General features: G+C 71.8%; 22 protein-coding genes and 1 riboswitch. Of the genes, 11 read left to right on the plus strand and 11 right to left on the minus strand.

Annotation, left to right across the window (positions count from 1 at the left end):
- Positions 1–17 precede the first annotated feature (17 nt).
- Positions 18–1,058, minus strand: coding sequence for an App1 family protein phosphatidate phosphatase (locus tag C1A38_RS07015; protein ID WP_102657009.1), 1,041 nt, complete (start codon positions 1,056–1,058; stop codon positions 18–20).
- Positions 1,059–1,236: 178 nt separating this feature from the next.
- On the opposite strand from C1A38_RS07015, the gene C1A38_RS07020 reads away from it, so the two are divergent.
- The 4 genes from C1A38_RS07020 to C1A38_RS07035 all read left to right on the plus strand — a co-directional run bounded on the left by C1A38_RS07020 (position 1,237) and on the right by C1A38_RS07035 (position 5,567).
- Positions 1,237–2,868: an ArnT family glycosyltransferase gene (locus tag C1A38_RS07020; protein ID WP_102657010.1), complete on the plus strand. Its 1,632-nt coding sequence runs from the start codon at positions 1,237–1,239 to the stop codon at positions 2,866–2,868.
- Between the two features lie 67 nt (positions 2,869–2,935).
- Positions 2,936–3,730 carry a peroxide stress protein YaaA gene (gene yaaA, locus C1A38_RS07025; protein WP_199180114.1) on the plus strand — a complete coding sequence of 265 codons (795 nt, stop codon included), beginning with the start codon at positions 2,936–2,938 and terminating at the stop codon, positions 3,728–3,730.
- Between the two features lie 99 nt (positions 3,731–3,829).
- On the plus strand, positions 3,830–4,504 hold the full coding sequence (locus tag C1A38_RS07030) for a hypothetical protein (protein ID WP_102657011.1): 675 nt from the start codon (positions 3,830–3,832) through the stop codon (positions 4,502–4,504).
- An 88-nt stretch (positions 4,505–4,592) separates the two neighbouring features.
- Entirely contained in the window at positions 4,593–5,567 is a 975-nt protein-coding gene (locus C1A38_RS07035) for a TAXI family TRAP transporter solute-binding subunit (RefSeq protein WP_102657012.1), read from the plus strand.
- A gap of 9 nt (positions 5,568–5,576) precedes the next feature.
- Here the strand turns inward: C1A38_RS07035 and C1A38_RS07040 are convergent, their stop codons facing one another.
- From C1A38_RS07040 to C1A38_RS07060, 5 genes are all read right to left on the minus strand, one after another.
- The gene (locus tag C1A38_RS07040) at positions 5,577–7,040 is read right to left on the minus strand and encodes a sensor histidine kinase (RefSeq protein WP_102657013.1); all 1,464 of its coding nucleotides are present in this window, start codon (positions 7,038–7,040) and stop codon (positions 5,577–5,579) included.
- 10 nt (positions 7,041–7,050) lie between these two features.
- A complete protein-coding gene (locus C1A38_RS07045) occupies positions 7,051–7,719 on the minus strand; it encodes a response regulator transcription factor (RefSeq protein ID WP_199180116.1) in 669 nt (222 codons plus the stop codon).
- Positions 7,720–7,805: 86 nt separating this feature from the next.
- Positions 7,806–8,117, minus strand: a complete 312-nt coding sequence (locus C1A38_RS07050; RefSeq protein WP_013732551.1) for a hypothetical protein — start codon at positions 8,115–8,117, stop codon at positions 7,806–7,808.
- Between the two features lie 138 nt (positions 8,118–8,255).
- Complete coding sequence (locus tag C1A38_RS07055) at positions 8,256–10,586, minus strand: DUF6077 domain-containing protein (protein WP_233196680.1); 2,331 nt, start codon at positions 10,584–10,586, stop codon at positions 8,256–8,258.
- Positions 10,587–10,774: 188 nt separating this feature from the next.
- On the minus strand, positions 10,775–11,374 hold the full coding sequence (locus tag C1A38_RS07060; protein WP_102657015.1) for a TetR/AcrR family transcriptional regulator: 600 nt from the start codon (positions 11,372–11,374) through the stop codon (positions 10,775–10,777).
- Positions 11,375–11,592: 218 nt separating this feature from the next.
- Here C1A38_RS07060 and C1A38_RS07065 point away from each other — a divergent pair, with 218 nt between their 5' ends.
- The 5 genes from C1A38_RS07065 (at position 11,593) to C1A38_RS07085 (ending at position 17,005) form a co-directional block, all read left to right on the plus strand.
- Positions 11,593–12,492: an ABC transporter permease gene (locus tag C1A38_RS07065; RefSeq protein WP_102657016.1), complete on the plus strand. Its 900-nt coding sequence runs from the start codon at positions 11,593–11,595 to the stop codon at positions 12,490–12,492.
- Positions 12,493–12,502: 10 nt separating this feature from the next.
- Positions 12,503–13,303: an ABC transporter ATP-binding protein gene (locus tag C1A38_RS07070; protein WP_043720190.1), complete on the plus strand. Its 801-nt coding sequence runs from the start codon at positions 12,503–12,505 to the stop codon at positions 13,301–13,303.
- 148 nt (positions 13,304–13,451) lie between these two features.
- On the plus strand, positions 13,452–14,954 hold the full coding sequence (locus tag C1A38_RS07075; RefSeq protein ID WP_102657017.1) for a bifunctional cytidylyltransferase/SDR family oxidoreductase: 1,503 nt from the start codon (positions 13,452–13,454) through the stop codon (positions 14,952–14,954).
- 34 nt (positions 14,955–14,988) lie between these two features.
- Positions 14,989–16,686 (plus strand): CDP-glycerol glycerophosphotransferase family protein, encoded by a 1,698-nt coding sequence (locus C1A38_RS07080; RefSeq protein ID WP_102657018.1) that lies wholly within the window; start codon positions 14,989–14,991, stop codon positions 16,684–16,686.
- A gap of 97 nt (positions 16,687–16,783) precedes the next feature.
- Positions 16,784–17,005, plus strand: a complete 222-nt coding sequence (locus tag C1A38_RS07085; protein WP_146017470.1) for a hypothetical protein — start codon at positions 16,784–16,786, stop codon at positions 17,003–17,005.
- A gap of 10 nt (positions 17,006–17,015) precedes the next feature.
- On the opposite strand, the gene C1A38_RS07090 is transcribed toward C1A38_RS07085, so the two are convergent.
- The 5 genes from C1A38_RS07090 to C1A38_RS07110 all read right to left on the minus strand — a co-directional run bounded on the left by C1A38_RS07090 (position 17,016) and on the right by C1A38_RS07110 (position 21,923).
- Positions 17,016–17,759 carry an alpha/beta fold hydrolase gene (locus C1A38_RS07090; RefSeq protein ID WP_102657056.1) on the minus strand — a complete coding sequence of 248 codons (744 nt, stop codon included), beginning with the start codon at positions 17,757–17,759 and terminating at the stop codon, positions 17,016–17,018.
- A gap of 105 nt (positions 17,760–17,864) precedes the next feature.
- Positions 17,865–18,761, minus strand: coding sequence for a C39 family peptidase (locus C1A38_RS07095; RefSeq protein ID WP_102657020.1), 897 nt, complete (start codon positions 18,759–18,761; stop codon positions 17,865–17,867).
- Positions 18,762–18,887: 126 nt separating this feature from the next.
- Positions 18,888–19,030: riboswitch (cyclic di-AMP (ydaO/yuaA leader) on the minus strand.
- A gap of 317 nt (positions 19,031–19,347) precedes the next feature.
- Positions 19,348–20,106, minus strand: a complete 759-nt coding sequence (locus tag C1A38_RS07100; RefSeq protein WP_102657021.1) for a hypothetical protein — start codon at positions 20,104–20,106, stop codon at positions 19,348–19,350.
- Between the two features lie 166 nt (positions 20,107–20,272).
- The gene (locus C1A38_RS07105; RefSeq protein ID WP_102657022.1) at positions 20,273–20,641 is read right to left on the minus strand and encodes a hypothetical protein; all 369 of its coding nucleotides are present in this window, start codon (positions 20,639–20,641) and stop codon (positions 20,273–20,275) included.
- 157 nt (positions 20,642–20,798) lie between these two features.
- Entirely contained in the window at positions 20,799–21,923 is a 1,125-nt protein-coding gene (locus C1A38_RS07110; protein ID WP_102657057.1) for an acyltransferase family protein, read from the minus strand.
- A gap of 231 nt (positions 21,924–22,154) precedes the next feature.
- On the opposite strand from C1A38_RS07110, the gene C1A38_RS07115 reads away from it, so the two are divergent.
- Positions 22,155–23,276 carry a glycosyltransferase family 2 protein gene (locus tag C1A38_RS07115; RefSeq protein ID WP_102657023.1) on the plus strand — a complete coding sequence of 374 codons (1,122 nt, stop codon included), beginning with the start codon at positions 22,155–22,157 and terminating at the stop codon, positions 23,274–23,276.
- Positions 23,273–24,322, plus strand: coding sequence for a pseudaminic acid synthase (pseI, locus tag C1A38_RS07120; protein ID WP_102657024.1), 1,050 nt, complete (start codon positions 23,273–23,275; stop codon positions 24,320–24,322). Before C1A38_RS07115 ends, pseI begins: the two co-directional genes overlap by 4 nt.
- Positions 24,323–24,699: the final 377 nt, after the last annotated feature.

Below are 24,699 nucleotides of genomic sequence, written 5' to 3' on the forward strand. Positions count from 1 at the left end.
CGGGCACCGCGGCGGACTCAGACCAGGCCGGCGCCGCGGAGCAGGGTCCAGAGGCCGGCGCCGTCGGGGGCGGAGAGCCACTTCTGGCCTATCGGGCCCTCGGTCGGCTGGTCGTGCGGGACCGGCAGGCTGCCGGCGAGCACGGACTGGGCGGGCGAGAGGCGGCGGACCGCCACGGCGGCCACGTTGTCCGGGTGGGCGGCGGCGAACTCGCGGTAGATCTCCGGGTCGTGCTGGCCGTCGTCGCCGACGAGCAGCCAGCGTACGTCGGGGAACTCCTTGGCCAGCCGGGCCAGGGTGGCCCGCTTGTGTTCCCGGCCGCTGCGGAACCAGCGGTCCTGGGTGGGACCCCAGTTGGTGAGCAGCAGCGGTCCCGCCGGGTAGAGATGCCGGGACAGGAAGCGGGTGAGGGTCGGGGCGACGTTCCAGGCGCCGGTGGACAGGTAGAACACCGGTGCGCCGGGGTGGGCGGTGACCAGCCGCTCGTACAGCACGGCCATGCCGGGCACGGCGGCGCGGGCGTGCTCGTCGAGCACGAACGTGTTCCAGGCGGCGAGCAGCGGGCGGGGCAGCGCGGTCACCATGACCGTGTCGTCGATGTCGGAGAGGATGCCGAAGCGGACCTCGGGGTCCAGGATGCGTACCGGTGCCTCGACCGGTTCGGCGTCGGGCATGCTCAGCCGCACCGAGCCCCAGCCGGGGGGCAGGTCCGCCTCGACTGTGGTGTCGATGAAGCCGCTGCGGTCGGCCTGCGCCTCGTGCACCACCCCACCGGTCTCGATGGTCACCGTGACGTGCTTGGCCGGCAGGGTGGTGAAGCTGCGCCAACCTCGGACCTTCTCCAGCCGCCCGCGTTGCCGGGTGTCCGGCCGGCCCAGCAGCACCCGGCACATCACCCGCGCCCAGCCGGGCGCGCCGTAGCCGGTGTAGGCGATGATGTTGGTCCGCCAGCCCGTCCGCCGCAGGCGGCGTTCGACCAGCTTGTGCACGGCGTCCTCGATCCGCGCGGCCCGATGCAGGTTCGGTATGGCCAACTGGCCTGCGGGTGTGGATGGCACGTCTGCAACCCTGCCACACCCCGCCGACCTCGGCCACGCGAGACCCGGGCTTCTTGATCGTCTCCGTTCGGGCCGGCCTGCGAGCACGGCAGCAGCGGGAATGAAGACGATCAAGGGCAACCGCGCCCGGGGCGGCTGCCCAGCGTGAAACACTCCGGTCGGGACGACGACGGGGGCGATGGTCGTGCCACAGGCAGAGTCGCGAGCACAGCGACGGCGCGGGCGGTGGCAGCCACGGCTGGACCGGCCCGCCCTCGTCGCGCTGATCCTCGGCGTGCTCGGGGTCGGCTACCGGTTGTATCTGGTGCTGAACACCGTGCCGGTGGCCAACAGTGACGAGGCGACCTTCGGGCTGGCCGCCCTGCACATCGCCCAGGGCCGGGAACATCCGGTCTTCCTGTACGGCCAGCGCTACATGGGCATGCTGCAGTCCTACCTGGCGGCGCCCCTGCTCGCGGTGACCGGGCCGAGTTGGCCGGCGCTGCGGCTGCCGGTGCTCGCGCTCTACGCGTTGTTCCTCTGGTTGATCCACCGGCTGACCCGGCGGATCGGTTCACCGTGGTTCGCCACCGCGATCGTCGGTCTGCTGGCGCTCGGCTCCGAGCGGGTCATCCGCGACCAGGTGACGACGGTCGGCGGTCGGCCGGAGGTCAAGGTCGCCGTACTGGTGATGCTGCTGATCGTGGTGGGGTTGGCCCGCGGCACGGTGCGGCACCGCCGGTGGGCCGTCGGCGGCTTCGGGTTGCTCGCCGGGCTGGCCCTGTGGTCGGACTGGCTGATCGCGCCGTACCTGGCGGTGGCCGGGGCGGCCCTGCTCTGGGTGCTGCGCCGGGAACTGCTCGGTGGGGCCGGTCTGCTGCTGGTCGTCGGGTTCGGCGTCGGGATCGCCCCGATGATCCGCGACAACCTGGTGGCCCCGACCGGGCAGGATTCCCTCTCGGTGCTGGGCCGTATCAGCGGCGCGCAGGGACCGTCCCCGACGTGGGGCCAACGGCTCGACGGCGGGCTGCTGGAGGGGGTGCCGCTGGCCGCCGGGCTGTGCCCGATGACCGGCTGTGCCGGCTGGCAGGAGTGGTTCGGCCTGCTCTACCCGGTGCTGCTGGTCGTCGCGGTGGTGCTCGCCGGGCTCGCGTACCGCCGCCGGGTCGGACGGGGTGAGCGGGTGGTGGCGGTGGTGCGTCTCGCCCTGCTCGTCGGCGCGGCGGCGACCCTGCTGGCGTACGTGCGCAGTTCGCTCGCCGCGACGGATCCGCTGGGTAACGCCCGCTACCTGTCGGTGCTGCAACTGTCGCTACCGGCGGTGCTGTGGCCGCTGTGGGTGGCGGCGGCGGCGTGCGCGCGCGGCACGGTCGGCGCTGCCGGTCGGCTCGTCGGCGCGCTGGCGACCGCGCTGCTGGCCGCGTTGGCGGCGACGTCGCTGGTGGTCACCGTGCTGTTCGCCACCGTCGGCGCGGCGCCGGGCCGGGTGGAGGAGCGGCAGTCCCGCCAACTCGCGGACACGGTCCGTGCGGCCGGGCTGCGCGAGGTGTACGGCGAGTACTGGACCTGCAACCGGCTGGTCTTCAACACCGGCGAGCAGGTGGTCTGTGGTGTGCTCGACGGTGACCTGCATCCGGGGCAGAACCGCTACCCGGCGTACTGGTGGCGGTTGGCTCGCGCCTCGCGGCCCGGCTACGTGCTGGAGGCCGGCGGGTCGGCGGAGCGACGCCTGCGGGAGTTGCTCGGCGACGGAGCGGACGCCGCGTTGCTGGCCGAGGTCGGCGACTTCCGCGTCTACCACCCGCCGACGCCGCTGCGGCCGTGGCGGTGAGCCGGGTCGTACGCTGGCCGGACCCCCGGCGCGGATGGTGCGGTCCGGGACGTCGAGGAGTCTGTCGATGCTCATCCTGCTGCCGCCCTCGGAGGGCAAGGCCGAGGCCGGCGCCGGTCGCCGCCTGGACCTGACCAAGCTCTCGCTGCCGGAGCTGAACCCCGTCCGCGAACAGGTGCTGGCCGCGTTGCTGACGCTCAGCGCGGGGCCGGCGGAGGCGGCGTTGGCCGCGCTCGGGCTCGGCAGCGGCCAGCACGGTGAGCTTCGCCGCAACGCCCGCCTGGAGCGGGCGGCCACCGCACCGGCGGGCCGGATCTACACCGGGGTGCTCTACGAGGCGTTGGACCTGGCCACCCTCCCGGCGGCGGCACAGCGCGCGGCGGCCCGGCAGGTGCTGATCTCCTCCGGCCTGTGGGGGGCGGTCCGGTTGACCGACCGCATTCCGCCGTACCGCTGCCCCATCGGGGCCCGGTTGCCCGGCGTCGCCGCGCTGCCCGCGCTCTGGCGGCCGGTGTTGGGTCCGGCGCTGACCTCGGCGGCGGGTGCCGGGCCGGTGCTCGACCTGCGCTCCGGTGCCTACGCCGCCGCCTGGACGCCGCGCGGCGAGTTGGCCGAACGCACCGTCACCGTCCGGGTGCTGCACGAACGGGAGGTCGACGGGACACCGGTGCGTTCGGTGGTGAGTCACTTCAACAAGGCCACGAAGGGTCGACTGGTGCGGGATCTGCTGCTGCACGGCGTCCGCCCGCGCAGCGCCGACGCGCTGGTGGGGGCGCTACGCGACCTGAAGTACACGGTGTGCGAGCAGCCCTCGGCAGCGGGACGGCCACGGCAGATCGACGTTGTCGTGTCGGCGCTGTAACCAGCCGCAAGATTTCCTCAAGGCTGGGCCGGATCGGTACCACGGCAGGGCGTCTCGGGTCACCGTAATGACACCCGACACCACGAGGAGGCCCTCCGGGTGGTTGCCGAACCGATTCTGCTCGACCGACCCCGCTCGCCGTCGACCCTGCCGCCGCTGGACTGGACGACCCTGGCCGACGCCTTCGAAGCAGCCTGCCTGCTGCGCTGCATGCCGCCGCCGGCCACGCCCGGTCAACGCCACGCCGGGCGGCGTGCCAGCCTGCCCACCGCGATCGAGTTCAACCGGGAGGAGGCGGCCCGGCGTACGCGACAACTGCTGGACCGGCTCGGCATCCCGGTACAGCACGAGTTGGCCGTCGGCGGCCTGCGTCGCCGCTACGAGTTGCACCGGCTGCACGTGGCCCGTGACGCGCGATCCGACTACACGGCGCTGATGGAGAACGGCTGGCACCGGGGCCGACGGGAACTGCTCGGCGGCCCGGCGCCGGGCGCCTCGACGGCACGCCGTCAGTGGCGCACCCGGTTGGCCTCCGCCGCCTGGCGGGCCGCGCTGCTGGCCGGTGGACGGCACGTGCGCCGGCACATCCTCGGGGTACGGATCACCGACCGGGAACTGGCCGCCGTACTGGTCCGTGGCGCCGCCCTGCTCGACGTACCGGCGCTGCTGCGCGCCGGCACCGGCTGTTACCTGGTCAGCGTCGCCCATGGCCCGGACCGCGACCGGATTCTGCACCATGCCGGTGAGGAGGTGGCGCACCGCCCGGTCGCCTGAGTAAACGACCCGGTCAGGGCAGACTGCACCGCGATTGGGACGAACTCCGCCCCCCTGGGGTTGCGCCGCAGGGGTCCGGCGGCGCACAGTGCTGCCCGTGACCCGTACCCGGTTTGCTGCCCGAGACCGGCGGCCCGTCGCCAGCGCCGTCGTCCTGGTCGCCGTGCTGCTGATCCTGCCCAGCAGCCTCAGCGCCTGCCGGGACGATCCCGACGACACGGTACGCATCCGCATCGCCACCGGCAGCCCGACCGCCGTCTACCACGCCTTCGGCACGTCGCTGGCCGCCATCCTGAACCGGGAACTGCCGAACGTACGCGCTGAGGTGTTGGTCACTGCCGCCTCGGTGGAGAACGTCCGGCTGCTCAAGGCCGGCGAGGTCGAACTCGGGTTCACCCAGGCCGACGTGCTGCCGGCCTACCCGGGGCCGGATCCGCCGGTGGTGGCGGTCGCCCGGGTCTACGACGACCTGTTGCACCTGGTCACCACCGCCGCCAGCCCGATCCGCAAGCTGACCGACCTGGCGGGTCGGCGGGTGTCCATCGGCGCGGCCGGTTCCGGTACGGAGATCACCGTCAACCGGCTGCTCACCGTGGCCGGGCTGGACGACGCCGGGCTGCACCGGGTGCAGCTCGGTCTGGACGACTCGGTGAGCGCGTTGCGCCGCGGTGAGATCGACGCCTTCTTCTTCTCTGGTGGCCTGCCGGTGCGGGCCGTGGTCCAGTTCGTCGAGGACACTCCCGCCCGCCTCGTCGACCTCGGCGAGTGGACGGTGCCGCTGCGCCGGGGCAACCGGGAGGTGTACGTGCCCCGGGACATACCCCGGTCGGTGTACGGCATGGACCCGGTCACCGCCGTGGCCAACCCCAACTACCTGCTGGTCCGGGCCGACCTGCCGGAGGACCTGGTCCGTCAGGTGACCCGCCTGCTGATGGAACGCCGCGCCGAGTTGGCCGAGGCGCACCCGGCAGCCGGGCGGATCAGCGCCCGGTCGGCGATCGCCACCCCGCCGCTGCCGCTGCATCCGGGTGCCGCCGAGTACTACCGCGACAGCAAACCCTGACCGGGCCGGTCAGCCGGATCGCACAGCCGACTCCAGTTCGGCGCGCGGGCCGCCGGCAGCGGGTGGCACGTCGAGGTCCGACGACTCGGCCGAGGTGGACGGCTCGTCGGGGGCCGGGAACCACAGCGTGGCGACCAGTCCGCGGGGCGAGTTCGGGTGCATGGTGAGGCGACCGTCGGAGGCGTCGACGAGCACCGCGGCGATTGTCAACCCCAGTCCCGCGCCGTCGACGTTCTGCACCTCCGGAGCCCGCCAGAACCGCTCGGTGGCCTGGCCGAGCTGACTGGGGGTCATGCCGGGGCCGGTGTCGCGTACCTCCAGCACGCAGCCTTCGTCGCGGGCCGTGACGGTCACCGTCACCTCGCCGCCCGCGCCGCTGAACTTCACCGCGTTGTCGATCAACGCGTCGAGGGCCTGGTCGATCGCGGTCGGCACGGTCCGGGCGTAGACCGGGGCCGGGCCGGTGGTCAGCCGCAGCGTCACCGACCGGTACCGGGCCAGCGGCTCCCACGCCGCCACCCGGGACTCGGCCACCTCCACCGCGTCCACTGTCACCCGCTGGTTCTCCCGGCGCTCGGCCCGGGCCAGGGTGAGCAGGCCGTCCAGCAGCAGGGTCAGCCGGTCGGTCTCCTCCAGCGCGAGCTGGTGTTCGGCGCGACCCTGCTCGTCGGTCAGGCTCGGCCCGAGTTCCTCCACCCGCAGCCGCAACGCGGTAAGCGGGTTGCGCAGCTGATGGCTGGCGTGGGCGACGAACGCCCGTTGCCGGTCCATCACGTCGGACACCACGTCGGCCATGTGGTTGAAGCTCGCCGCCAGGCGACGCAGCTCCGGCGGGCCGAGGCGGTGCTGTACGCGGGCGCCCCGGTCCCCCTCGGCGATCTCGTGGGTCACCGCGTCGAGTTCGGTGATCGGGCGCAGCACCCAGCCGGCCAGCCCGAACGCGGTTAGTACGCAGGCCAGCACGGCGACCAGGCCGGTGCCGGCCAGCAGCAGCCACCAGGTCGTCACCGTACGACGGACTCCGTCGGACGGACTGGCGGTGATCACCGCCCCGAGGACCTCGCCCCCGTCGTTGATCGGCACCGCCACCACGATCGGATCGTCCACCCACGGCCAGACCGCGTCGGGTCGGCTGGTCTGCTGCCCGGACAACGCGACGTCAAGCGCCTCCCGGGTGCCCAGGGTCCACTGCCAGCCCGGCGACGGGATCACCGCCGCACCGTCCCGGTCGACCACCGCCGCGTTGATGCTGTACAGCCCCTCGTAGCTGGTCAGTTCGCTGTCGAGCGGGCCGGTCGTGCCGTCGCGCAACGCCGGCCCGGCCAACGAGGCGAACCGGGTGGCGTCGGCGATCCGGTCGGCCCGGATCCGGTCGGTCTCCCGGGTGGCAAGCGTCATCGCCAGTGGCGTCCCCAACGCCACCAGCACCAGCACCATCAGCAGCAGATAGCTGATCACCAGGCGGCGTCGCACACCCGGCCCCTCACTCGGCCCGTAGCCGGTAACCGACGCCGCGGACGGTCTCCACCAGGCGTGGGTCGCCCAGCTTGCCGCGCAGCGAGCCGACGTGCACCTCGACGGTGTGCCGGTCGGCGAAGGTGGTGCCCCAGGCGTCGAGCAGGATCCGGTCCCGGGGGACGGCGACGCCGGGTTGCCGGGCCAACGAGAGCAGGACGTCGAATTCCTTGCGGGTCAGCGACACCGGCTCGCCGGCCACGGTGACCGTACGCGCCGACACGTCCACGCGGATCTTCCCGACCTCGATCAGGCTACGGTGCGGCGTGGCGTGTGAGGCCCGCCGCAGCACCGCCTCGATCCGGGCCTGCAACTCCACCATCGAGAAGGGTTTGACGACGTAGTCGTCGGCGCCGATCCGCAGGCCGAGGACCCGGTCGCGTTCCTCACCACGGGCGGTCACCGCGATGATGCCGAGTTGGTTGCTGCGCCGACGCAGTTCCCGGCACAGGTCGGTGCCGTCCCCGTCGGGCAGGGTCAGGTCGAGCAGCACGAGGTCGCACGGGGCGGCGGAGAGAGCGGCGGCGACGGTGGCGGCGTGCTCCACGTCGTACCCACGCCGGTGCAGGGCCGACGACAGGGCACCGGCCACCCGGCGGTCGTCCTCGACCAACAGGATCCGCACCTGGCCTCCCATCAGGTCTGCTCCGCGCCGGAACGGTTCCGGTTGATGGTGGCAGAAGACCGGCCGGGGTGACAGGCCTGGGGGCGGTTGACCCGTGCTCAGAGACCGAAGACCTCGTCGGAGGTGGCGTCGCGTACCCCGTCGACGAAGCCTTTGAAGGCGGGGTCGTCGTGGCTGGCGGGCACCGTGGTGACGATCTCGCCGGTCGCCTGGGTGACCGCGTCGACAAGCGGCGGGAAGTCGATCTCGGCGTCGGCGAGGGTGTCGTCGTCGGCCTCGCCGAGGTTGATCACGTGCTGCACGTCCTCGGCGGGCGTCGCCGGATCGTCGGCCCAGTCGGTTCCGCAGCGGTAGCACTCGTCGTAGAGCGCGCGCTGACTGTCCGTCCAGTCCTCGTGGTAGCTCTCCATGCCCACCTCCCGTGTGCGACGGCCTGCCCTGTGAGCATGCCCGTCCCGACGGCGGATCGGGCGGGTACCGCACAAGCCACCGCCGGCCACGCGAATTTCGGTCCGGCTCCGCCCGGCGACGGGCTCGGCCGGAGCCGGTCACTGCCGGACCATGCAGGTCACCGCGTTGGGGTGCACGGGCGGCTCGGCGGGCCGCTCGGCGACCATGGTGTAACCGGCCCGCTCACCGGTACGCAGGGCGTAGCGGTTCTGGCTGTAGAAGCAGATCGTCCCCACGTCCAGCCGTTGCAGCGCGGCGATCACGTCGTCACGTTCCGGCCGCTCCACCCTCGGGCCCCCGTTGGCGAACTTGGTCAGCAGCAGCCGGTCCTGCGAGAACTGCGAGTTGATGTCGTACTCGACCAGGAAGAAGTCGCGGGGCAGCACCACTCGGGGTGCGCTGCTCATCACCGGGATGGTCCGCATGATGCTCGCCGGGGCGAGCACCAGGCCGTCCGGACGGTCGAGATCGATGATGAACTGCGCGATGGCCTGCCGCTGCGGCCGGATCTTCCAGGTCGGCTCCTCGTGCACCAGCACACCGCTGCGTTCGTCCCACATCGGCACGGCGTAGACGGCGAACGAGGTCACCATCGCGGCGGCCAGCACCACACCGACCACGGCCCGCACCACGCGCAGCCGGGTGGGCAGCCAGACGGTGCAGAGCAGACCGATCAACGCCGGGACGGCCAGCAGCCAGGGAACCCGCCAGAGCACCACCGAGATGCCGGTGACCGCGCTGAGCCACTCCAGCACCCCGGGCACCAGCAGGACGCTCAGCGTCAGCGCACCGCCGGCCGCGAGCAGCGCCGGAGTACGACGGCGGGCCAGCAACGGACCACACCACAACGCGAGCCCGCCGATCACGCCCACGATGCCGATCTCGAAGGTCCGCCGGTAGGTGTGCGCGGCGTCGTAGAAGTTGACGTCCGCCGCCGCCTCGTTGGCGGACGTGCCGATCAGCAACTGGGTGATGACCACCGCCCCGACCGGGTAGGCCAACGCGGCGACCCCCGCGATCAGCGCAGACTTCCAGCGCCCCACCAGCAGCATCATCAGGGCCGCCCCACCGACCAGCATCGGCAGGATGATCGCCGCGGTGGTGGTGAGCCCGATCGCGGTGATCGACAGGGCGACGATGAGCACCAGGTTCCGCTTGGAGCGGTCGTCGAACCAGCGGGTCAGGTAGAGCCACATCAACGGCACGACCGCGGAGACGAACATGCCCTTGCCCTGGTACAGGCGGGGCAGGTGGAAGGTGCCCAGCGCCGCGTCCGGGCCGCAGACCAGCGCCAGGAAGGTGACGGCCACGGTGAAGGCGAGCACCGGACGGCGCGGCGCCCACCGCTGCACCAGGCGCCACAGCGCCAGTACCGCGAGGACGGCCAGGACGGGCAGCAGCAGGTACCAGGTGGCCGAGGCGGCCGGGATGCCGAAGAAGCGGGCGAGTGCTCCGGCGAAGACCTCGATGCTGGCGACCGGGGGCTGCGAGGCCATCGCCGGGAGCACATTCTCGCTGAACAGGAAGTCGTTGAGGGGCACGATGTCGCGCTCGGCCACCCAGACCGAGCGGCCCACGTAGTAGATGTCGTCGGGGGTACTACGGGCCAGGTAGAGCGAGGCGACCGCGGCCAGCCCGGCGATCAGCAGCGCGTACACCGACTGCCAGGCCTTCGGCGCCGGGACGTCCGTCGGGGTCGGCGGGGTGGCCCGCCAGGTCTGCCAGGTCAGCAGCACCGCACCGACCGCCGCCACGAGCCCGGCGGAGCCGGGAACCCACCAGGAGATGCCCGCACCGGCCGGGGTGCCGGCCAGCCCGGCCGTGATCGCGGCGACGGTGCCGACCAGCAGGGTCAGCACCGTCCCCCACCGCTGCGCCACACCCACCCAGCCGGCCCGGTCGACGGTCGAGGCCGCCGGCACCGACGCCCCGGCCGCGCGGGAGGCAGGTGCAGCATCCGAGGCGACTTCGACCACGCCGTCCGGACCGGGTCCGGGGTCGGAGGCATCCTCGGCCACGGCGTCCGGACCGGTTTCAGCATCCGAGGCGTCCTCGGCGTCCGGATCGGAGTCAGGGTCGGAGGTGGCGTCCGGGTCGGAGTCAGAACCCGGGGTCGCGCGTCGGCGTCGCAGGCGCAGGCCGAGCCGGAGCAGGACGGCGAGCACGGCCAGCACCGATCCGACGACCAGCCAGATGCGCAGCGTCAGCGACGGGGCGAGGCCCAACGGGAGGGCCGCGTGGTAGAGCAGCGTGAAGAGCGCGAACGCCAGCACGGCGCAGTCGGTCAGCAGCGCGGGTATCGCCGCGATGCCGGCGCGGACCCCGTCGAGCACGGCCCGGATCCGGTTGCGGTGCACCGGTGCCGGTTCGGCCGGTTCGTCAGTCGCAGCCGGTCTGGTTGCGGCGACGGCGACGGAGTGGTCGGTCATCGACACGAGCGTCCTTGTCGTCGTACGGGCGGGTGCGGCTCAGGCGGGCAGGGTTCGTCGCGGCAGCCACCGTGCCGGGCGAACGCCACCGAGGGTAGTAGCCGGCTCCCTGGGACCGGTGGTGGCGGCGCCGGTCCGGGCCCGGGTGGCGGGCCACAGCGAGCAGCCATACCCCGGACCGGTCCAGCTCAACCCGATGTCGGCGAGGCTCGCTGACGGGGTACGGCGTCCACGGCGCCCAGCGCCCGCGCCACCGAATCCACCAGGCCCTCCAGGTAACTGTCGGTCACGGGGGTACGGGCGATGGCCAGCCGCCAGTACAGCGGCCCCACGATCAGGTCCACCGCCGCGTCCGGATCGGTCGTGGCCGGCAACTCGCCCCGGTCCACGGCACGAGTGATCAGCCGACCGGCGACCTCCTGCTGCCGGGCCCGCAGCACCTGCTGGAGCGTCTCGTCGATCGTCGGGTTGCGGGCGGCCTCGGCGAGCAGGTCCGGGATGATCTGCGCGGCCAGCGGGTGCCCGAGCGCGTGTGCCACCACCTGGAACAGCAGGGCGAGATCGCCGCGCAGGCTGCCGGTGTCCAGGGCGGGCAGGCGCGCCCCGGCGGCGGCGGTGACCACCTCCAGGACCAGGTCGAGCTTCGAGTTCCAGCGGCGATAGATTGCCGTCTTGCTGACTCCGGCGCGGCGGGCCACCGCCTCGATGGATAGTCGGCCGTAGCCGACCGCGGCGAGTTCCTGCATCAGGGCCCGGCGGATGGCCGTGGTGATGTCTCCACGAAGCACCGCCGCACCGGCCGGCGCCCGCCTCTTCCCGGTCGTCACCTGGGACTCTTCTCGGCTGTCACGCAGGACAATGTACCGCAACGACGGTACGGTTGCGTCCCGACGTATTTCGGACTAATGTCCACGCAGCGGCGAGGCGGCGCTCCGGGTACGAACACGCTAGATTCCATCGTCGCGAACGCACCCGCCGGCTCGACAAGATCGGAGCGCCCATCCCTATGGCCAACACCACGCTGGCCGATCCCGACTCCGGCCTTCCCCCTGCGCAGCTGGCCGCCCGGCACGGGCTGCGCATGGCCGGTCAACGCCCCTCCCTGGGCACCTACAGCCGCCAGCTCTGGCGCTACCGGCACTTCATCACCGCGTACGCCAATGCGAAGCTGGCGGCCTCGTTCAGCAACGCCCGCCTCGGGCAGCTCTGGCAGGTGCTCACCCCGCTGAGCAACGCGGCGGTCTACTACCTGATCTTCGGTCTGGTGCTCCAGCAGAGCCGGGGGATGGACAACTTCATCGCCTACCTGACCGCCGGGCTGTTCATCTTCAACTTCACCCAGACCAGCGTGCAGCAGGGCACCCAGGCGATCAGCGGAAACCTGGGGCTGATCCGCGCCCTGCACTTCCCTCGGGCCAGCCTGCCGCTGGCCATCACCATCACCCAGTTCCAGCAGCTGCTCGGCTCGATGGTGGTGCTGATCGCCATCGTGCTGATCACCGGCGAGCCGATCACCCTGATGTGGCTGATGCTGGTGCCGGCGGTGCTGCTCCAGACGGTGTTCAACGCCGGGCTGACCATGACGGTGGCGCGGCTGGGCGCCAAGGCCACCGACCTCAAGCAGGTGATGCCCTTCATCCTGCGGACCTGGATGTACGGCTCCGGTGTGCTCTACAGCGTCGAGCTGTTCGCCGAGAACCTGCCGGGCTGGGCCACCGCCATCGTGCAGTTCAACCCGATGCTTGTCTACATCGAGCTGGCCCGCGTGGCGCTGCTGGAGAACACTCCCCTGCTCAACGACTCCCTGCCGCTGACCTGGCTGGTCGCGATCGGCTGGTCGCTCGTGATGGGCCTCGGGGGCTACCTTTACTTCTGGCGCGGCGAACAGGAGTACGGCCGTGGTTGATCACCTCGCGATGTCCAACGACGTGACGGTGACCCTGCCCCGGATCCAGGATCGGATCCCGACGGTGGTGGTGGACGACGCGCACGTCGTCTACCGGGTGCACAAGGGCGCCGCAGGCAGCCACAGCCCGGTGGCCGCGCTGCGGCGGCTGGTGACCCGCACCTCCACACCGAACGTGCGGGAGGTGCACGCGGTGCGGGGTGTCACCTTCACCGCGTACCGGGGCGAGGCGATCGGGCTGATCGGCACCAACGGCTCCGGCAAGTCGACCCTGCTGCGGGCCATCGCCGGGTTGCTGCCGGTGGAGCGGGGCGCGGTCTACACCGAGGGCCAGCCGTCCCTGCTCGGGGTGAACGCCGCCCTGCTCAACGACCTGTCCGGCGAGCGCAACGTCACACTCGGCTGCCTGGCCATGGGCATGTCCCCGGCCGAGGTGCAGCGCCAACTGCCGGAGATCATCGAGTTCTCCGGGATCAACCAGCGGGGTGACTTCGCCTCGCTGCCGATGCGCACCTACTCCTCCGGCATGTCGGCCCGGCTGCGGTTCTCCATCGCCGCCGCCAAGCAGCACGACGTGTTGCTGATCGACGAGGCCCTGGCCACCGGTGACAAGCGGTTCCGCAAGCGCAGCGAGGCGCGGGTGCGGCAGCTGCGGGAGAACGCCGGAACGGTGTTCCTGGTCAGCCACCAGCTCTCCTCGGTACGCGACACGTGTGAGCGGACAATCTGGCTGGAATCCGGAGTCATCAAGATGGATGGCCCCACCGATGAGGTATTGAAGGCATACGAGGCGTTCACCAGCGGGAAGTAGAGTTTCGGTGAATGTTCGGCATCGTTCGGGCGACAGCGCCGCGCCCGAACGATGCCCACCCGCGTTATCGTTCATCCCGTCGCATCGTCGACAACACCTTCCGTTCACACAACCCCCCACCGCCATGCACCGAGAGTGAGGACCGGCAATGACGCAGGACCAGACCACCGATTCGGGCACCACGCCGCAGAACACGGCGCCGTGGCGACCCTCACGGACGGTGGCCGTGGTGCTGGCCGGCGGCACCGGTACCCGGCTCGGCCTCGGCATCCCCAAGCAGCTGCTGAAGATCGCCGGTAAGCCGATCATCGAGCACACCCTGGCCGTCTTCGAGGCCGCACCGGAGATCGACGAGATCATCGTGCTGATGGCCAGCGGGCACGTCGCCGAGGCGCAGCAGATCGTGACCAAGGCCGGCTTCCGCAAGGTCACCAAGGTCATCGAGGGTGGCGACACCCGCAACGCCACCACCCGCATCGCCCTGGACGCGGTCGGTGAGCAGGACTGCAACATCCTCTTCCACGACGCGGTACGGCCCCTGCTCAGCGGCCGGATCGTGCGGGAGTGCGTGAACGCCCTCTGGACGTACTCGGCGGTCGACGTGGCCATCCCGTCGGCCGACACGATCATCCAGGTCGACGAGAACGAGTGCATCACCGACATCCCGGTGCGCTCCACGCTGCGCCGGGGGCAGACCCCGCAGGCGTTCCGCTCCAGCACCATCCGGGAGGCGTACCGGCGGGCCGCCGGTGACCCGAACTTCGCCGCCACCGACGACTGCGGTGTGGTGCTGCGCTACCTGCCCGAGGTGCCGATCAAGGTGATCGACGGCTCGGACGAGAACATCAAGGTCACCCACCCGGTCGACGTGCACCTGGCGGACAAGCTCTTCCAGTTGGCCGCCGCCAAGGTGCCCCGCCTGGCCGACCAGCGCACCTACAGCGACGAGGTCGCGGGCCGCACGATCGTCGTGTTCGGCGGCAGCTACGGCATCGGCCACGACCTGACCGAACTGGCCCGCCGCTACGGCGCCCAGGTCTTCCCGTTCAGCCGCTCCAGCACCGGCACCCACGTCGAGCGCCCGGCCGACGTCGAGGCCGCCCTGAAGACGGCCTTCGAGGCCACCGGGCGGATCGACTACGTGGTGGTCACCGCCGGCATCCTGGAGAAGGGCGCGCTGGCCGAGATGGACCAGGAGACCATCGACCGGGTGCTCCAGGTCAACTTCGTCGGCCCGGTCACGGTCGCCCGGCAGTCGCTGCCCTACCTTCAGCACACCAAGGGCCAGCTGCTGCTGTACACCTCCAGCTCGTACACCCGGGGTCGGGCGGACTACGCGCTCTACTCGGCGACCAAGGCGGCCCTGGTCAACCTCACCCAGGCGCTGTCGGACGAGTGGGCCGAGCTGGGCGTACGGGTCAACGTCATCAACCCCGAGCGGACCGCCACCCCGATGCGGACCAAGGCGTTCGGCACCGAGCCCGAGCACACGCTGCTCGCCGCCGAGATCGTCGCCCAGGCCTCGTTGGACGTGCTCGTCTCGGAGCTGACCGGCCAGGTGATCGACGTGCGCCGCTCCCCGGGCGAGGCGCCGACCCCTGTCGTGCCGGCCCAGGGCAGCCGGTCGACCAGCACCACCCCCGTCGGCTGACCGACGCACGACGACCGCGGAAGGCAGCACCGAGATGCGTGGTGACCTGGTCAGGAAACTGGCCGCCCGGGGCCTGGCCACCGGTGCGGCAGTCCTGGCGTTCATCGTGGTCGCGCTCACCGGCGCGACCACCTGGGGGCTCGCGCTCTCGGTGCTCGCCCTCGCCGCCACGGTCTGGGAACGTCGGGTGCGCCCCGGGGCGGACAGCGGTGCGGAAACCACACTGATCGCGGCCGGGGTGCTTGTCGGTTACGCCCGGCAGCTCGACGCCGGCTTCGACCCGGCCCTGGCCGGTACCGCGTTGATCCTGCTGGGGCTGATGGCGCTCACCGGCCCGCTGCGCGACGCGGGGAACCTGGAGCTCCGCACCGCCAACCTGCCGGTACGCACCTGGGTGCCGCAGGTCACCGCCCGCCTCGGTGACCTGGTCGCCGCCCTGCTCGCGGTGTTGGCGCTTGCCGCACTGGCGGCGCTGCCCGCTGTCGTCGCCCTGGCGGCGAGCCTGCTGGCCGGTGGGGCCGTCGGCGCGGTCGCCGTCAAACTGGTCCAGCGGCGGTTGCGTCCCGCCTCTGGTGGCTCCCCGGTGACCCGGGAGCTACGCCGGCACCAGCCGGAGTTCCTGCTCTACTTCTCCGCCCCGCCCGGGTCCGAGTACCAGGTCACCATGTGGCTGCCGTACCTGGAGCGGATCGGACGGCCGTTCGTGGTGATGCTGCGGGAGCCGGACGCGCTGCCGGTCATCGCGGCGGCGACCACCGCTCCGGTGCTCTACTGCCCCACCCTGCGCAGCATGGACGAGGTGCTGGTGCCGAGCCTGCGCGCGGCGTTCTACGTCAACCACGGCGCCAAGAACAGCCACTGCCTGCGCTTCACCCAGCTCACCCACATCCAGTTGCATCACGGCGACAGCGACAAGGCCTCCAGCGCCAACCCGGTGTCGGCGATCTTCGACCGGATCTTCGTCGCGGGTGAGGCGGCCATCGACAGGTACGCCCGGGCCGGGGTGGACATCCCGGCCGACAAGTTCGTGGTGGTCGGCCGGCCCCAGGTCGAGGCGATCGAGGTGCGCACCGGCCCGGTCCGTCGCCTGCCGAACCCCACGGTGCTCTACACCCCCACCTGGACCGGGCACCACGCCGACGCCGACTACTGTTCCCTGCCGTTCGCCGAGGCCCTGCTGACCCGGCTGCTCGACCGGGGGGCCACGGTGATCGTGCGGCCCCACCCGTACACCGCCCACAACCCGGCCTCGGCCCGCCAGTTGGGGCGGCTGCACGACCTGCTGGCCGCCGACCGGGCCCGCACCGGTCGCCCGCACCTGTTCGGTGCCGCCGCCGGCGCGCTGACCCTGGCCGAGTCGGTGAACCGCGCGGACGCCCTGATCTCCGACGTCTCCGGGGTGGTGTCCGACTGGCTGCACTCCGGCAAGCCGTACGCGGTCACCGACACCGGGGTCGACGGCGACCGGTTCCTGGAACGGTTCCCGCTGGCCGCCTCCGGCTACGTCCTGCGTCGGGACCTGGCCGAGGTGGACGAGGTGCTGACCCGACTGCTGGACACCGACCCCCTGGCCGAGGCCCGGTGGGCCACCCGCCGCCGGTACCTGGGGGACTTCCCGACCGAGACGTACGCCGAGGGGTTCCTGACCGCCGCCCGGCGCGAACTGGACCCGCACTGGGCCGCCCCGGCCCCCCGGTCCGCCAGCGACGCCCCGTTCTCCCCCGCCACCTGAGCGATGCCGCCGCCGGGTACCGGCCCGGCGGCTGGCTCAGTGGACACTGTGGATGGTGCCCGACGGTCGCTCGCGACACTGTGCTCCAATGAATGCCATGATTCTCCAGCGCGTCGTCGCCGTCGTTCTGCTGCTGTACTGCTTCGTCGGGATGGTCCTCTCGCGCATGTACCCGTTCATGGACGACTGGCCCGAACTGGCGGAGACGGCGATCGCGATCAGCAGCGCAGTGGCAGGAGTGCTCGGGGTGGTCCTGTGGTTACGCAAGTCCCCCGACCAGGTCTCCCCCGAGCAGGCCGGCGACGGCGAACGCTCCTGACCGGGACCGGTCACCCGACGGCGTCGAGCAGCGCCAGCACGGCCGCCGGATCCTCGACGTGGGCGTTGTGACCGAGCCCGGGCAGGGTCACCACCGGTACGCCGTACTGCTTGAGCTGTGTCTCGGAGACCATCGGATCGTGCTCGCCACGGGCCAGCAGCACCGGCGCGTCGATCCCGGCCAGCAGGGTGGTCAGGTCGGGCTCGCCGACGCCGAAGGCGGCCGGATCCATCGCCAGTCGCCACCGGCCGTCCACCTGCCGTAGCCCGGCCGCCACGGCCGGATCGTCGGGGCTGAGCAGATCGGCCAGGCCGGCTACCCGCAGATACCGTCGGGCCGCCTCGTCACGGCTGTCGAACCAGGTGACCGGGCGGGCCGCCAGATCACCGGCGCGGGCCAGTTCCGCCGGGGACCACACCGCCTTGATGCCGAGCCCGACCACCGCGTCGACGGTGACCGCTCGGCTCACGGCGGCGAGCGCCAGACCGACCACCCCGCCGAGCGAGTGGCCCAGCACGATCACCCGGTCGCCGGGGTGCAGGCTCGCGGCGACCTGATCGGCGAGTGCGGCGAACGAGTACGCCGGCAGCGGGGTCGACGCGCCGTGGCCGGCCAGATCGGGGGCCATCCACCGTCCCGGCCACCGCTGGTGCAGCAGCGGCGCGCAGGGCAGCCACACGTCGCCGGTGGCGCCCATCCCGTGCAACAGCAGCAACACCGGCGCGCCGCCCCGCTCACCCGACTCCGTGATCATGTCGGGCAGTTTGCCACCGCCCGGTCCGGTCGGCGAGAGCCGCGACCGGGATACGACACCGGGCGCCGACCCCGAAGGATCGACGCCCGGCACGAACAGCATGAGTCAGGACGAATAGCCCCGGGTGGCAGCCCAGTTGGCCAGGTCGATCGTGCTCAACCAGTACGAGTAGTACGACGCGTCGGCCGAGTCGGCGATCTTCACCATCCGGCCCTCGTCCTCGTAGCCGACCACGGCGACGTAGTGGCCGCCGGGGAAGGAGTGCCAGCCACCGGCGGTGTCCACGACGCTGCCGGCGACGTTCACCACGACGCCGCGCCCGTCGGAGATGGCCGCCACGACATCGGCCTGAAGCTGGTCCATCTGGGCCGGGGTCGCCGCGCCACCGGGGATCATCGTGGTCTTGTACGGCTCACCCTTGACCGCGGCGTTGAGCGCCCGCGTGGTGTCGTACGCCGAGTTGGTGCCGGCGAAGGTGGTGCCCATCTGGGCGGCGAGGGTCTCCTGGCCGCGCTCGATGCCGGCGGCGCTGAGCGCGTTGCGCACCGCTGCCGGGCCGCAGTAGTAACCGTTGATCTGGGCCTGGTAGTCGTACGACAGCACCTTCTCCGCCGGCGGCTTCGGGGCGGCCTTCTTACTGGCCACGTCCGGGTCGGCCGTGGTGGCCCGCGCCGACGGCGAGGCGGCGGCGCTGCTCGGCGCGGCACTGCTGGGGACGGCGCTGCGCGGGGTGCTGCTCGGGTCGGCACTGCTGGGCGCGTCGCTGCTGGGGGCGGTGGCGACCCGCGCGAGGGAACGCGAGGCCGCACTGTCGTCGCGCAGCTCGGCCACGGCGGTGGCGGTGGGCGCGTCGACCAGGTTGTCGTCGCTCCGGGCGACCAGGGCACCGGCACCGGTGGCCAGCACGAGGGCCACCGCCGACGTGGCGAAGAGCTGATAGGGGCGTTCGGTGGCCAGCTTACGGAGCTGACGCTTGAGGGTGTGCTTCACGAGAGCCTCCACGGGCTGAGGGGTGGACGGGTGGGGCCTGGCTCAGGCTGCGGAGAGCGGACCGGCGAGCGCAGGCACCACGGTGCCGTGGAGGCGGGGGAATATCGGGGGTGTTGAATTGTGCTGCACGAGTACAGGAACTCCTTCCGACACCGCCGACCGGGTTAGCTGACGGATTCGGGCGGGAAGATCGCCCTACCGCGAGCCGTGGCTCGCGGATTCACCCCAAGTGGTGCAGTGGTTCCCCGGTTCGTGTGATCACGATTGAGCGGGTCGGCGCGGCGTCGCCACTTGCGATCATTTACCGCACCGGACAGGCCGACACTACTGTCCGGTATCGCTCCTGCCAAGCCTGCCCTGACCTGCCTAAACCTGGTCCGGTGCGATTTTTTTCGGGTATCGCGGAACTGTCGTCGCTCAATGGGACAGCGCTCGCGGACATTCCTGTCGGGGCGGTAACCGGACCGGACGTTGACAATGTTCCCGCACATTGTGGCCCGTCTTCGACGTCTGACCCACGTTGACCGATTCGGCAATTGCTGTGACCGGGGTCACCGAATTTCGGCCACCTGCCGCTGAACGGACGGGGAGGCGACGCTCATCCCACCCGTGCCGGCCGCCAGCGCAGGGCTGTTGCGGGCCGACCGGCGACCACCCGACGAGGCACCGGCAGCGGGTTCGGCCGCAGCCGCTGAGCTGCGGCGTACGCCTCGGTGGAGAGGGCGCGGGCGGCGTCGGCGGCCAGTTCCGCGGCCCGCCAGGCGTCGCGTTCCCGCTGCGCGGCCGCCTGATAGGCCGCCAGGCGGCCGTCACGCACCACCCGGGCCAGGAAGACCTCCTGCTCCGCGGGATGCCGTCGGGGATCCCAGCCGGCCCGGTGGGCCAGCGCGTCGGCGAGCTGCCGCCCCGTCAGGTCGCCGCGCCAGTATGCGGTCATCGCGGCGTGGTGCAGCCAGCGCTCCCGAGCCGCGTACTCGGCGGGGGTCCGGGGCGTACCGGGGCTGGGCCAGGCGGTGGCGGCGGCGAGCCGTCGGGCGGCGGTCTCCGCCTCGTCGTACGCGGCCCAGGCACGGTCGAGTTCCGTCTGCGCGCGTTGCCATGCGTCGCGGCGACGTCCGGCGTTCTGCGTGGCGCCCGCCGCGGCGACGGCGACCTCACCGGCGTAGCGACGCTGGTCCGCGACATCGTCGTGGTCCGGGAGGTCCGGGAGGTCCGGGGTCCGGTCGGTCGGCGGGCCCGGCTCGGGCCGGGCGACAAGCGCGGTGAGTACGCCCAGCGCGAGCACCAGCAACACCGACCAGATGGCGGCGGCCCGAGGCGCGTCGATCAGGAACTGGTAGAGAACGGTCTTCTCCATGTCGATACCTCGCGGGAGCGATGTGGCGGCCTGGGGTGCCGCCGGTGGCGGGTCGCCGCGTAGCGACGGATCCCGGATCGTCAAGGTGGTGGAGCGCGGGAGGCGGAAGGCACACCGGGACAGCCGTGCGAGGGACGTCCGGGTCAGCCGACGGTACGGGCGGGAGTCAGGCGCCGGGCGGGGCGCGGACGCACCGCAGACCCGAGGTGTCCACCGCAGGCGGCTGATCGTCGACAGCCACGCCAGTCGGGTCGGCGCCCTGGTCGGGCCGCGCCGGGGACACCGGTGTCGTCGCGGCGCCAGCGGCGGGGCGGTCGTCGCTGCCGCTGGTCAGTCCATCGACTGTCGGCGGAATCGCGGCGCACCGGTCGGATGCCGACGTCCCGGTCGACGGGGCGAAGCTGACCATGCTGGGCTGCCCGGCAGGGCCCGCCGCCGGTCCGAGATCACCGGGGTGGCCGGGGTGTGCGGGCATCGTCCAGGCGCCGACGGCGAACGCGGCGGCGACGGCGAACCCGGTCAGCAGCCGTGTCACCCGACGCGCCAACCACCACAGAGGAGGACGAGTGGGGACGACCGGGAACACGCTGCCACGCTACCGCCAGGTTCCGCGGGCCGCACTGCCGCCCGGCGTGTCGCAGCGAAGAACCTGATTCGGGTTGACCGGAGGGCCGCAGGTCAGCGGGGTGGAGTCACCGTCCAGGCTGGACGGCAGGGGGCGGTCGGCGCGGTGCCAGGCGACGCATCATCGGCTGTTCGACGAAGCGGTGCACAAGTGCGGCGAGCCCCAGCGTGAGGGCCAGGAAGCCGATCACCGCGGCCGGGCCCCACCAGCCGGGCAGGCCGGTCCCCCAGTCCCCGGTGACCCGGAGAATCGTCATGATCACGAATACGTGCACCAGGTAGAAGGCGAACGAGACCTCGCCGAGCCAGACCATCGGGCGCGACCGCAGCGGGGAGCGACGCCCCCGCACGTCGGCGTCCGCCGCCGCGGCGATGACCAGGATGTACGCCGCCGCCAGCAGCGCCGCCCAGAACTCGGCCCGGATCCACTCGGCGGCGACCACCCAGGTGCCCACGAAGATCAGGCTTGCCAGGGGCAGGCCGGGGCCCCGCCACCGCCCGCGCAGCATCAGCTCGGCGGCGACCACGCCCATCCAGAACTCCAGCGAGCGGACCAGGGGGAACACCTGGGTGAACCACCATCGGCTCTGCTCCGGCACCAGGGTCTGGGCAGGCCACAGCGCCAGGATCAGCAGCGGTACGGCGATCACCACGGCCCACAGGTGCCAGGGCCGGGCCCGGCGCACCAGTGGCAGGACCAGCGGCAGGCACAGGTAGAAGAACAGCTCGCAGGAGAGCGACCAGCTCACGTTGTTGACGCTGTAGAAGTACCCGGGACGGGGATCCCAGGCCTGGAGCAGGAACAGGTTCTCCAGCGCCGCGACGGGGTTGATCGGATCGGCGAACCAGACGGCGGCCCCCATGGCCAACGCCCAGAGCAGGACGTGGTTCGGATAGATCTTGGCGAACCGACGCCGCCAGAACCGCCGCCGGGAGTCCTCAGGTCGGGCCGACCAGACCAGCACGAAGCCGCTGAGGATGAAGAAGAACTGCACCCCGGACAGGCCCAGGGTGAAGACCTTGCCGACGACCGCCTGGTAGTCCGGCTCGGCGATGATCCGCATGGTGCCGGCGTGGAAGCCGAAGACCAGCAGCGCGGCTATCCACCGCAGCCCGGTCAACGACGGTAGCCGGCTGGCCAGGGCCCGGTCGGTCGCGGAGCCCGGCGGCGCCGCCACCGGTGCGCTGGTCATACGGGCACCTCCGGCGTCGGCGGCACGCGTCTCCCCTCCCCAGGGCCGGTTGGCCCGTCCGATCGGCTGCCGGGGCCACCCGGCGTCGCCGTCGGGCACCCTACCCGCTCGGTGATCGATCCACTCGCCGGGTGATCGGTGACCGTACGCTGTCACGCTGTTCAATCGCTTCACCGCTGTCGGCCATGTCTGGTTCCCGTCCCGTCCACCCTGGCGGTCGAGGGTGTCGGCGTGGTCAATCAGCCGACGCGAGCGCCGTTGCTGAGCATCGTCGTGCCGGTCTACGGCGTCGAGGCGTACCTGCGTCAGTGCCTCGACTCGATTCACGGCGATGTGCCCGCGGACGAGACGGCGACGGTGGAGTTGATCGCGGTCGACGACGCCTCGCCGGACGGCTGTGGACACCTGCTGCGCGAGTATGCCGCCGACCACCCCGGCGTGCGGGTGCTGCACCTGGACACGAACGTCGGTCTCGGGCCGGCGCGCAACGCGGGCCTGGACGTGGCCACCGGCGACTACGTCTGGTTCGTCGACAGTGACGACTGGCTGCCACCGGGCAGCATCGCGGCCATACTCGACCGGCTGCGTGCGGACCGGCCCGACGTGATGATGGTCGATCATCTCCGGGTACACGAGTGCGGGCGTCGCGACACCGACGCCAGCAGTCACCTGCTGCGCGGGACACCCGGCGTGGTGCGGCTGGTCGACCGGCCGCAGCTGTTGCGGGTGCAACACACCGCCTGGAACAAGGTGGTACGCCGGGCGTTCATGGCTGAGCTGGGGCTGCGCTTCCACCCCGGCTGGTACGAGGACATCCCGTTCAGCCATCCGCTGCTGATCGGCGCGAATCGGATCTCGGTGCTGAACCGGGTCTGTTACCTGTACCGGCAGGGCCGCCAGGGCGCGATCACCTCGACCCGCAGCGGCCGGCACTTCGACGCCTTCGACCAGTACGACCGGCTGTTCGCCTGGCTGCGACAGCACCACCCCGACGGGCGTTGGCACGCGGAACTGTTCGACCTGATGGTGAACCACTTCCTGGTGGTGGTCGGCAACGACGACCGGCTGCACCCGCACCTGCGGCGGCGCTTCTTCCGCCGGGTCGCCGCCCACTACCGCCGACACCTACCCGGCGGCGGCTACCCCCGGCCGGGCGGCGTGGCCGGCCTCAAGCACCGGCTGGTCGACCACAACAACTACCTGGCGTACGTGGCACTGCGCCGCGCCCACCGGCTGGCCGGCAGGCTACGCAGCCCGTCGGCCCCACCGCCCGCGACGACCGGCCCCGACGCCGGTCCCGACCTCACGCAACCTCGCACACTGATGCGGACACACGGAAACGGAACGCGATGACCACGCTCACCATCGGGCCGCATCTGATCGGCACCGGCGAACGTCCCTTCGTGGTGGCGGAGATGTCCGGCAACCACAACGGTGACCTGGACCGGGCACTGGCCATCGTGGACGCCGTGGCCGAAAGCGGTGCACACGCGTTGAAGCTCCAGACGTACCGGCCGGACACCATCACCATCGACGTCGACGCCCCGGCCTTCCGCATTTCCGGCGGCCACGAACTGTGGGGCGGGCAGAACCTGTACCGGCTCTACGAGCGGGCCCACACCCCGTACGAGTGGCACGGTCCGATCTTCGAACGGGCCCGCGAGCGGGGCCTGACGGTCTTCTCCTCCCCCTTCGACGCCACGGCGGTCGAGTTGCTGGAGGGCTTGGACGCGCCCGCGTACAAGATCGCCTCCTCGGAACTTGTCGACCTGCCGTTGATCCGGCTCGTCGCCGCCACCGGCAAACCCCTGATCATCTCCACCGGGATGGCCACCCTGGCCGAGATCGACGCGGCGGTCCGTACGGCCCGGTCCGCCGGTACGGGCGGGATCGTGCTGCTGGCCTGCACCGCCGCCTACCCGGCCCCACCCGCGGACAGCAACCTGCGCCGCATCCCGGTGCTCGCCGAGGCGTTCGGCGTACCGGTAGGCCTCTCCGACCACACCCCCGGCATCGGCGTGCCCGTCGCGTCGGTGGCCCTCGGCGCCTGCTTCATCGAGAAGCACATCACGCTGGACCGGGCCGACGGTGGCGTGGACTCCGACTTCTCCCTGAACCCGGCGGAACTGTCGGCCCTGGTGGTCGAGGCGGAACGCGCCCACGCGGCACTCGGCGGCACCACCATCGGCCCCACCCCGGCCGAACGGGAAGGGCTACGCTTCCGCCGCTCGCTCTACGTGGTGGCGGACGTCCGCGCCGGCGACGAGGTCACCGCCGCCAACGTCCGCTCGATCCGACCGGCCGGCGGACTGTCCCCAGTGGAGATCGACCGCGTGCTGGGCCGCCACTTCACCGTCGACGTCACACGCGGCACCCCCCTCAGCTGGGACCTGATCTGACCGGCCGTCCCGGGGGCAGCTCGACCACGGCGTCACTGTCGGTGTCTCACCTCGCCCGGCCGCCATGTGCCCGTTGGCCCTTTGCTCTGCTTCAACATACGCAACAGTGACCCTCGGTGAGCAGCCACCAAGGCGGCATGCAGCCTCGCCACCACAACTTCCCTGGTCGGACGCTATTGCGTGGGTTGAAGCAGAGCAAAGGGCCAGAAGAGAACATGAGGGGGCGACAGGCCGCCAGTCACGGTCGGTGACCATGATGGAGGACGCCGATTGTTACTTACAGTAGTGGCTGCGGCTGCGGTGGTCCGCGCCGTCACCCGAGCATCGCTACCCGGACGTCACCACCCGGGCGGTTCCGTCAGGGCGGCGCCGTCAGG

The sequence above is a fragment of the Verrucosispora sp. ts21 genome (assembly GCF_002879555.1).
In the GTDB taxonomy this organism is placed as follows: Bacteria; Actinomycetota; Actinomycetes; order Mycobacteriales; family Micromonosporaceae; genus Micromonospora; species Micromonospora gifhornensis.

What these genes read in the sequence shown, in the direction of transcription:
- C1A38_RS07080 (WP_102657018.1), top strand. Translation starts at nt 14,989, where the DNA reads ATGCGTGGTGACCTGGTCAGGAAACTGGCCGCCCGGGGCCTGGCCACC.
- C1A38_RS07075 (WP_102657017.1), top strand. Translation starts at nt 13,452, where the DNA reads ATGACGCAGGACCAGACCACCGATTCGGGCACCACGCCGCAGAACACG.
- C1A38_RS07085 (WP_146017470.1), top strand. Translation starts at nt 16,784, where the DNA reads ATGATTCTCCAGCGCGTCGTCGCCGTCGTTCTGCTGCTGTACTGCTTC.
- yaaA (WP_199180114.1), top strand. Translation starts at nt 2,936, where the DNA reads ATGCTCATCCTGCTGCCGCCCTCGGAGGGCAAGGCCGAGGCCGGCGCC.
- C1A38_RS07070 (WP_043720190.1), top strand. Translation starts at nt 12,503, where the DNA reads ATGTCCAACGACGTGACGGTGACCCTGCCCCGGATCCAGGATCGGATC.
- C1A38_RS07020 (WP_102657010.1), top strand. Translation starts at nt 1,237, where the DNA reads ATGGTCGTGCCACAGGCAGAGTCGCGAGCACAGCGACGGCGCGGGCGG.
- pseI (WP_102657024.1), top strand. Translation starts at nt 23,273, where the DNA reads ATGACCACGCTCACCATCGGGCCGCATCTGATCGGCACCGGCGAACGT.
- C1A38_RS07090 (WP_102657056.1), bottom strand. Translation starts at nt 17,759, where the DNA reads ATGATCACGGAGTCGGGTGAGCGGGGCGGCGCGCCGGTGTTGCTGCTG.
- C1A38_RS07065 (WP_102657016.1), top strand. Translation starts at nt 11,593, where the DNA reads ATGGCCAACACCACGCTGGCCGATCCCGACTCCGGCCTTCCCCCTGCG.
- C1A38_RS07055 (WP_233196680.1), bottom strand. Translation starts at nt 10,586, where the DNA reads ATGACCGACCACTCCGTCGCCGTCGCCGCAACCAGACCGGCTGCGACT.
- C1A38_RS07050 (WP_013732551.1), bottom strand. Translation starts at nt 8,117, where the DNA reads ATGGAGAGCTACCACGAGGACTGGACGGACAGTCAGCGCGCGCTCTAC.
- C1A38_RS07100 (WP_102657021.1), bottom strand. Translation starts at nt 20,106, where the DNA reads ATGGAGAAGACCGTTCTCTACCAGTTCCTGATCGACGCGCCTCGGGCC.
- C1A38_RS07045 (WP_199180116.1), bottom strand. Translation starts at nt 7,719, where the DNA reads ATGGGAGGCCAGGTGCGGATCCTGTTGGTCGAGGACGACCGCCGGGTG.
- C1A38_RS07110 (WP_102657057.1), bottom strand. Translation starts at nt 21,923, where the DNA reads ATGACCAGCGCACCGGTGGCGGCGCCGCCGGGCTCCGCGACCGACCGG.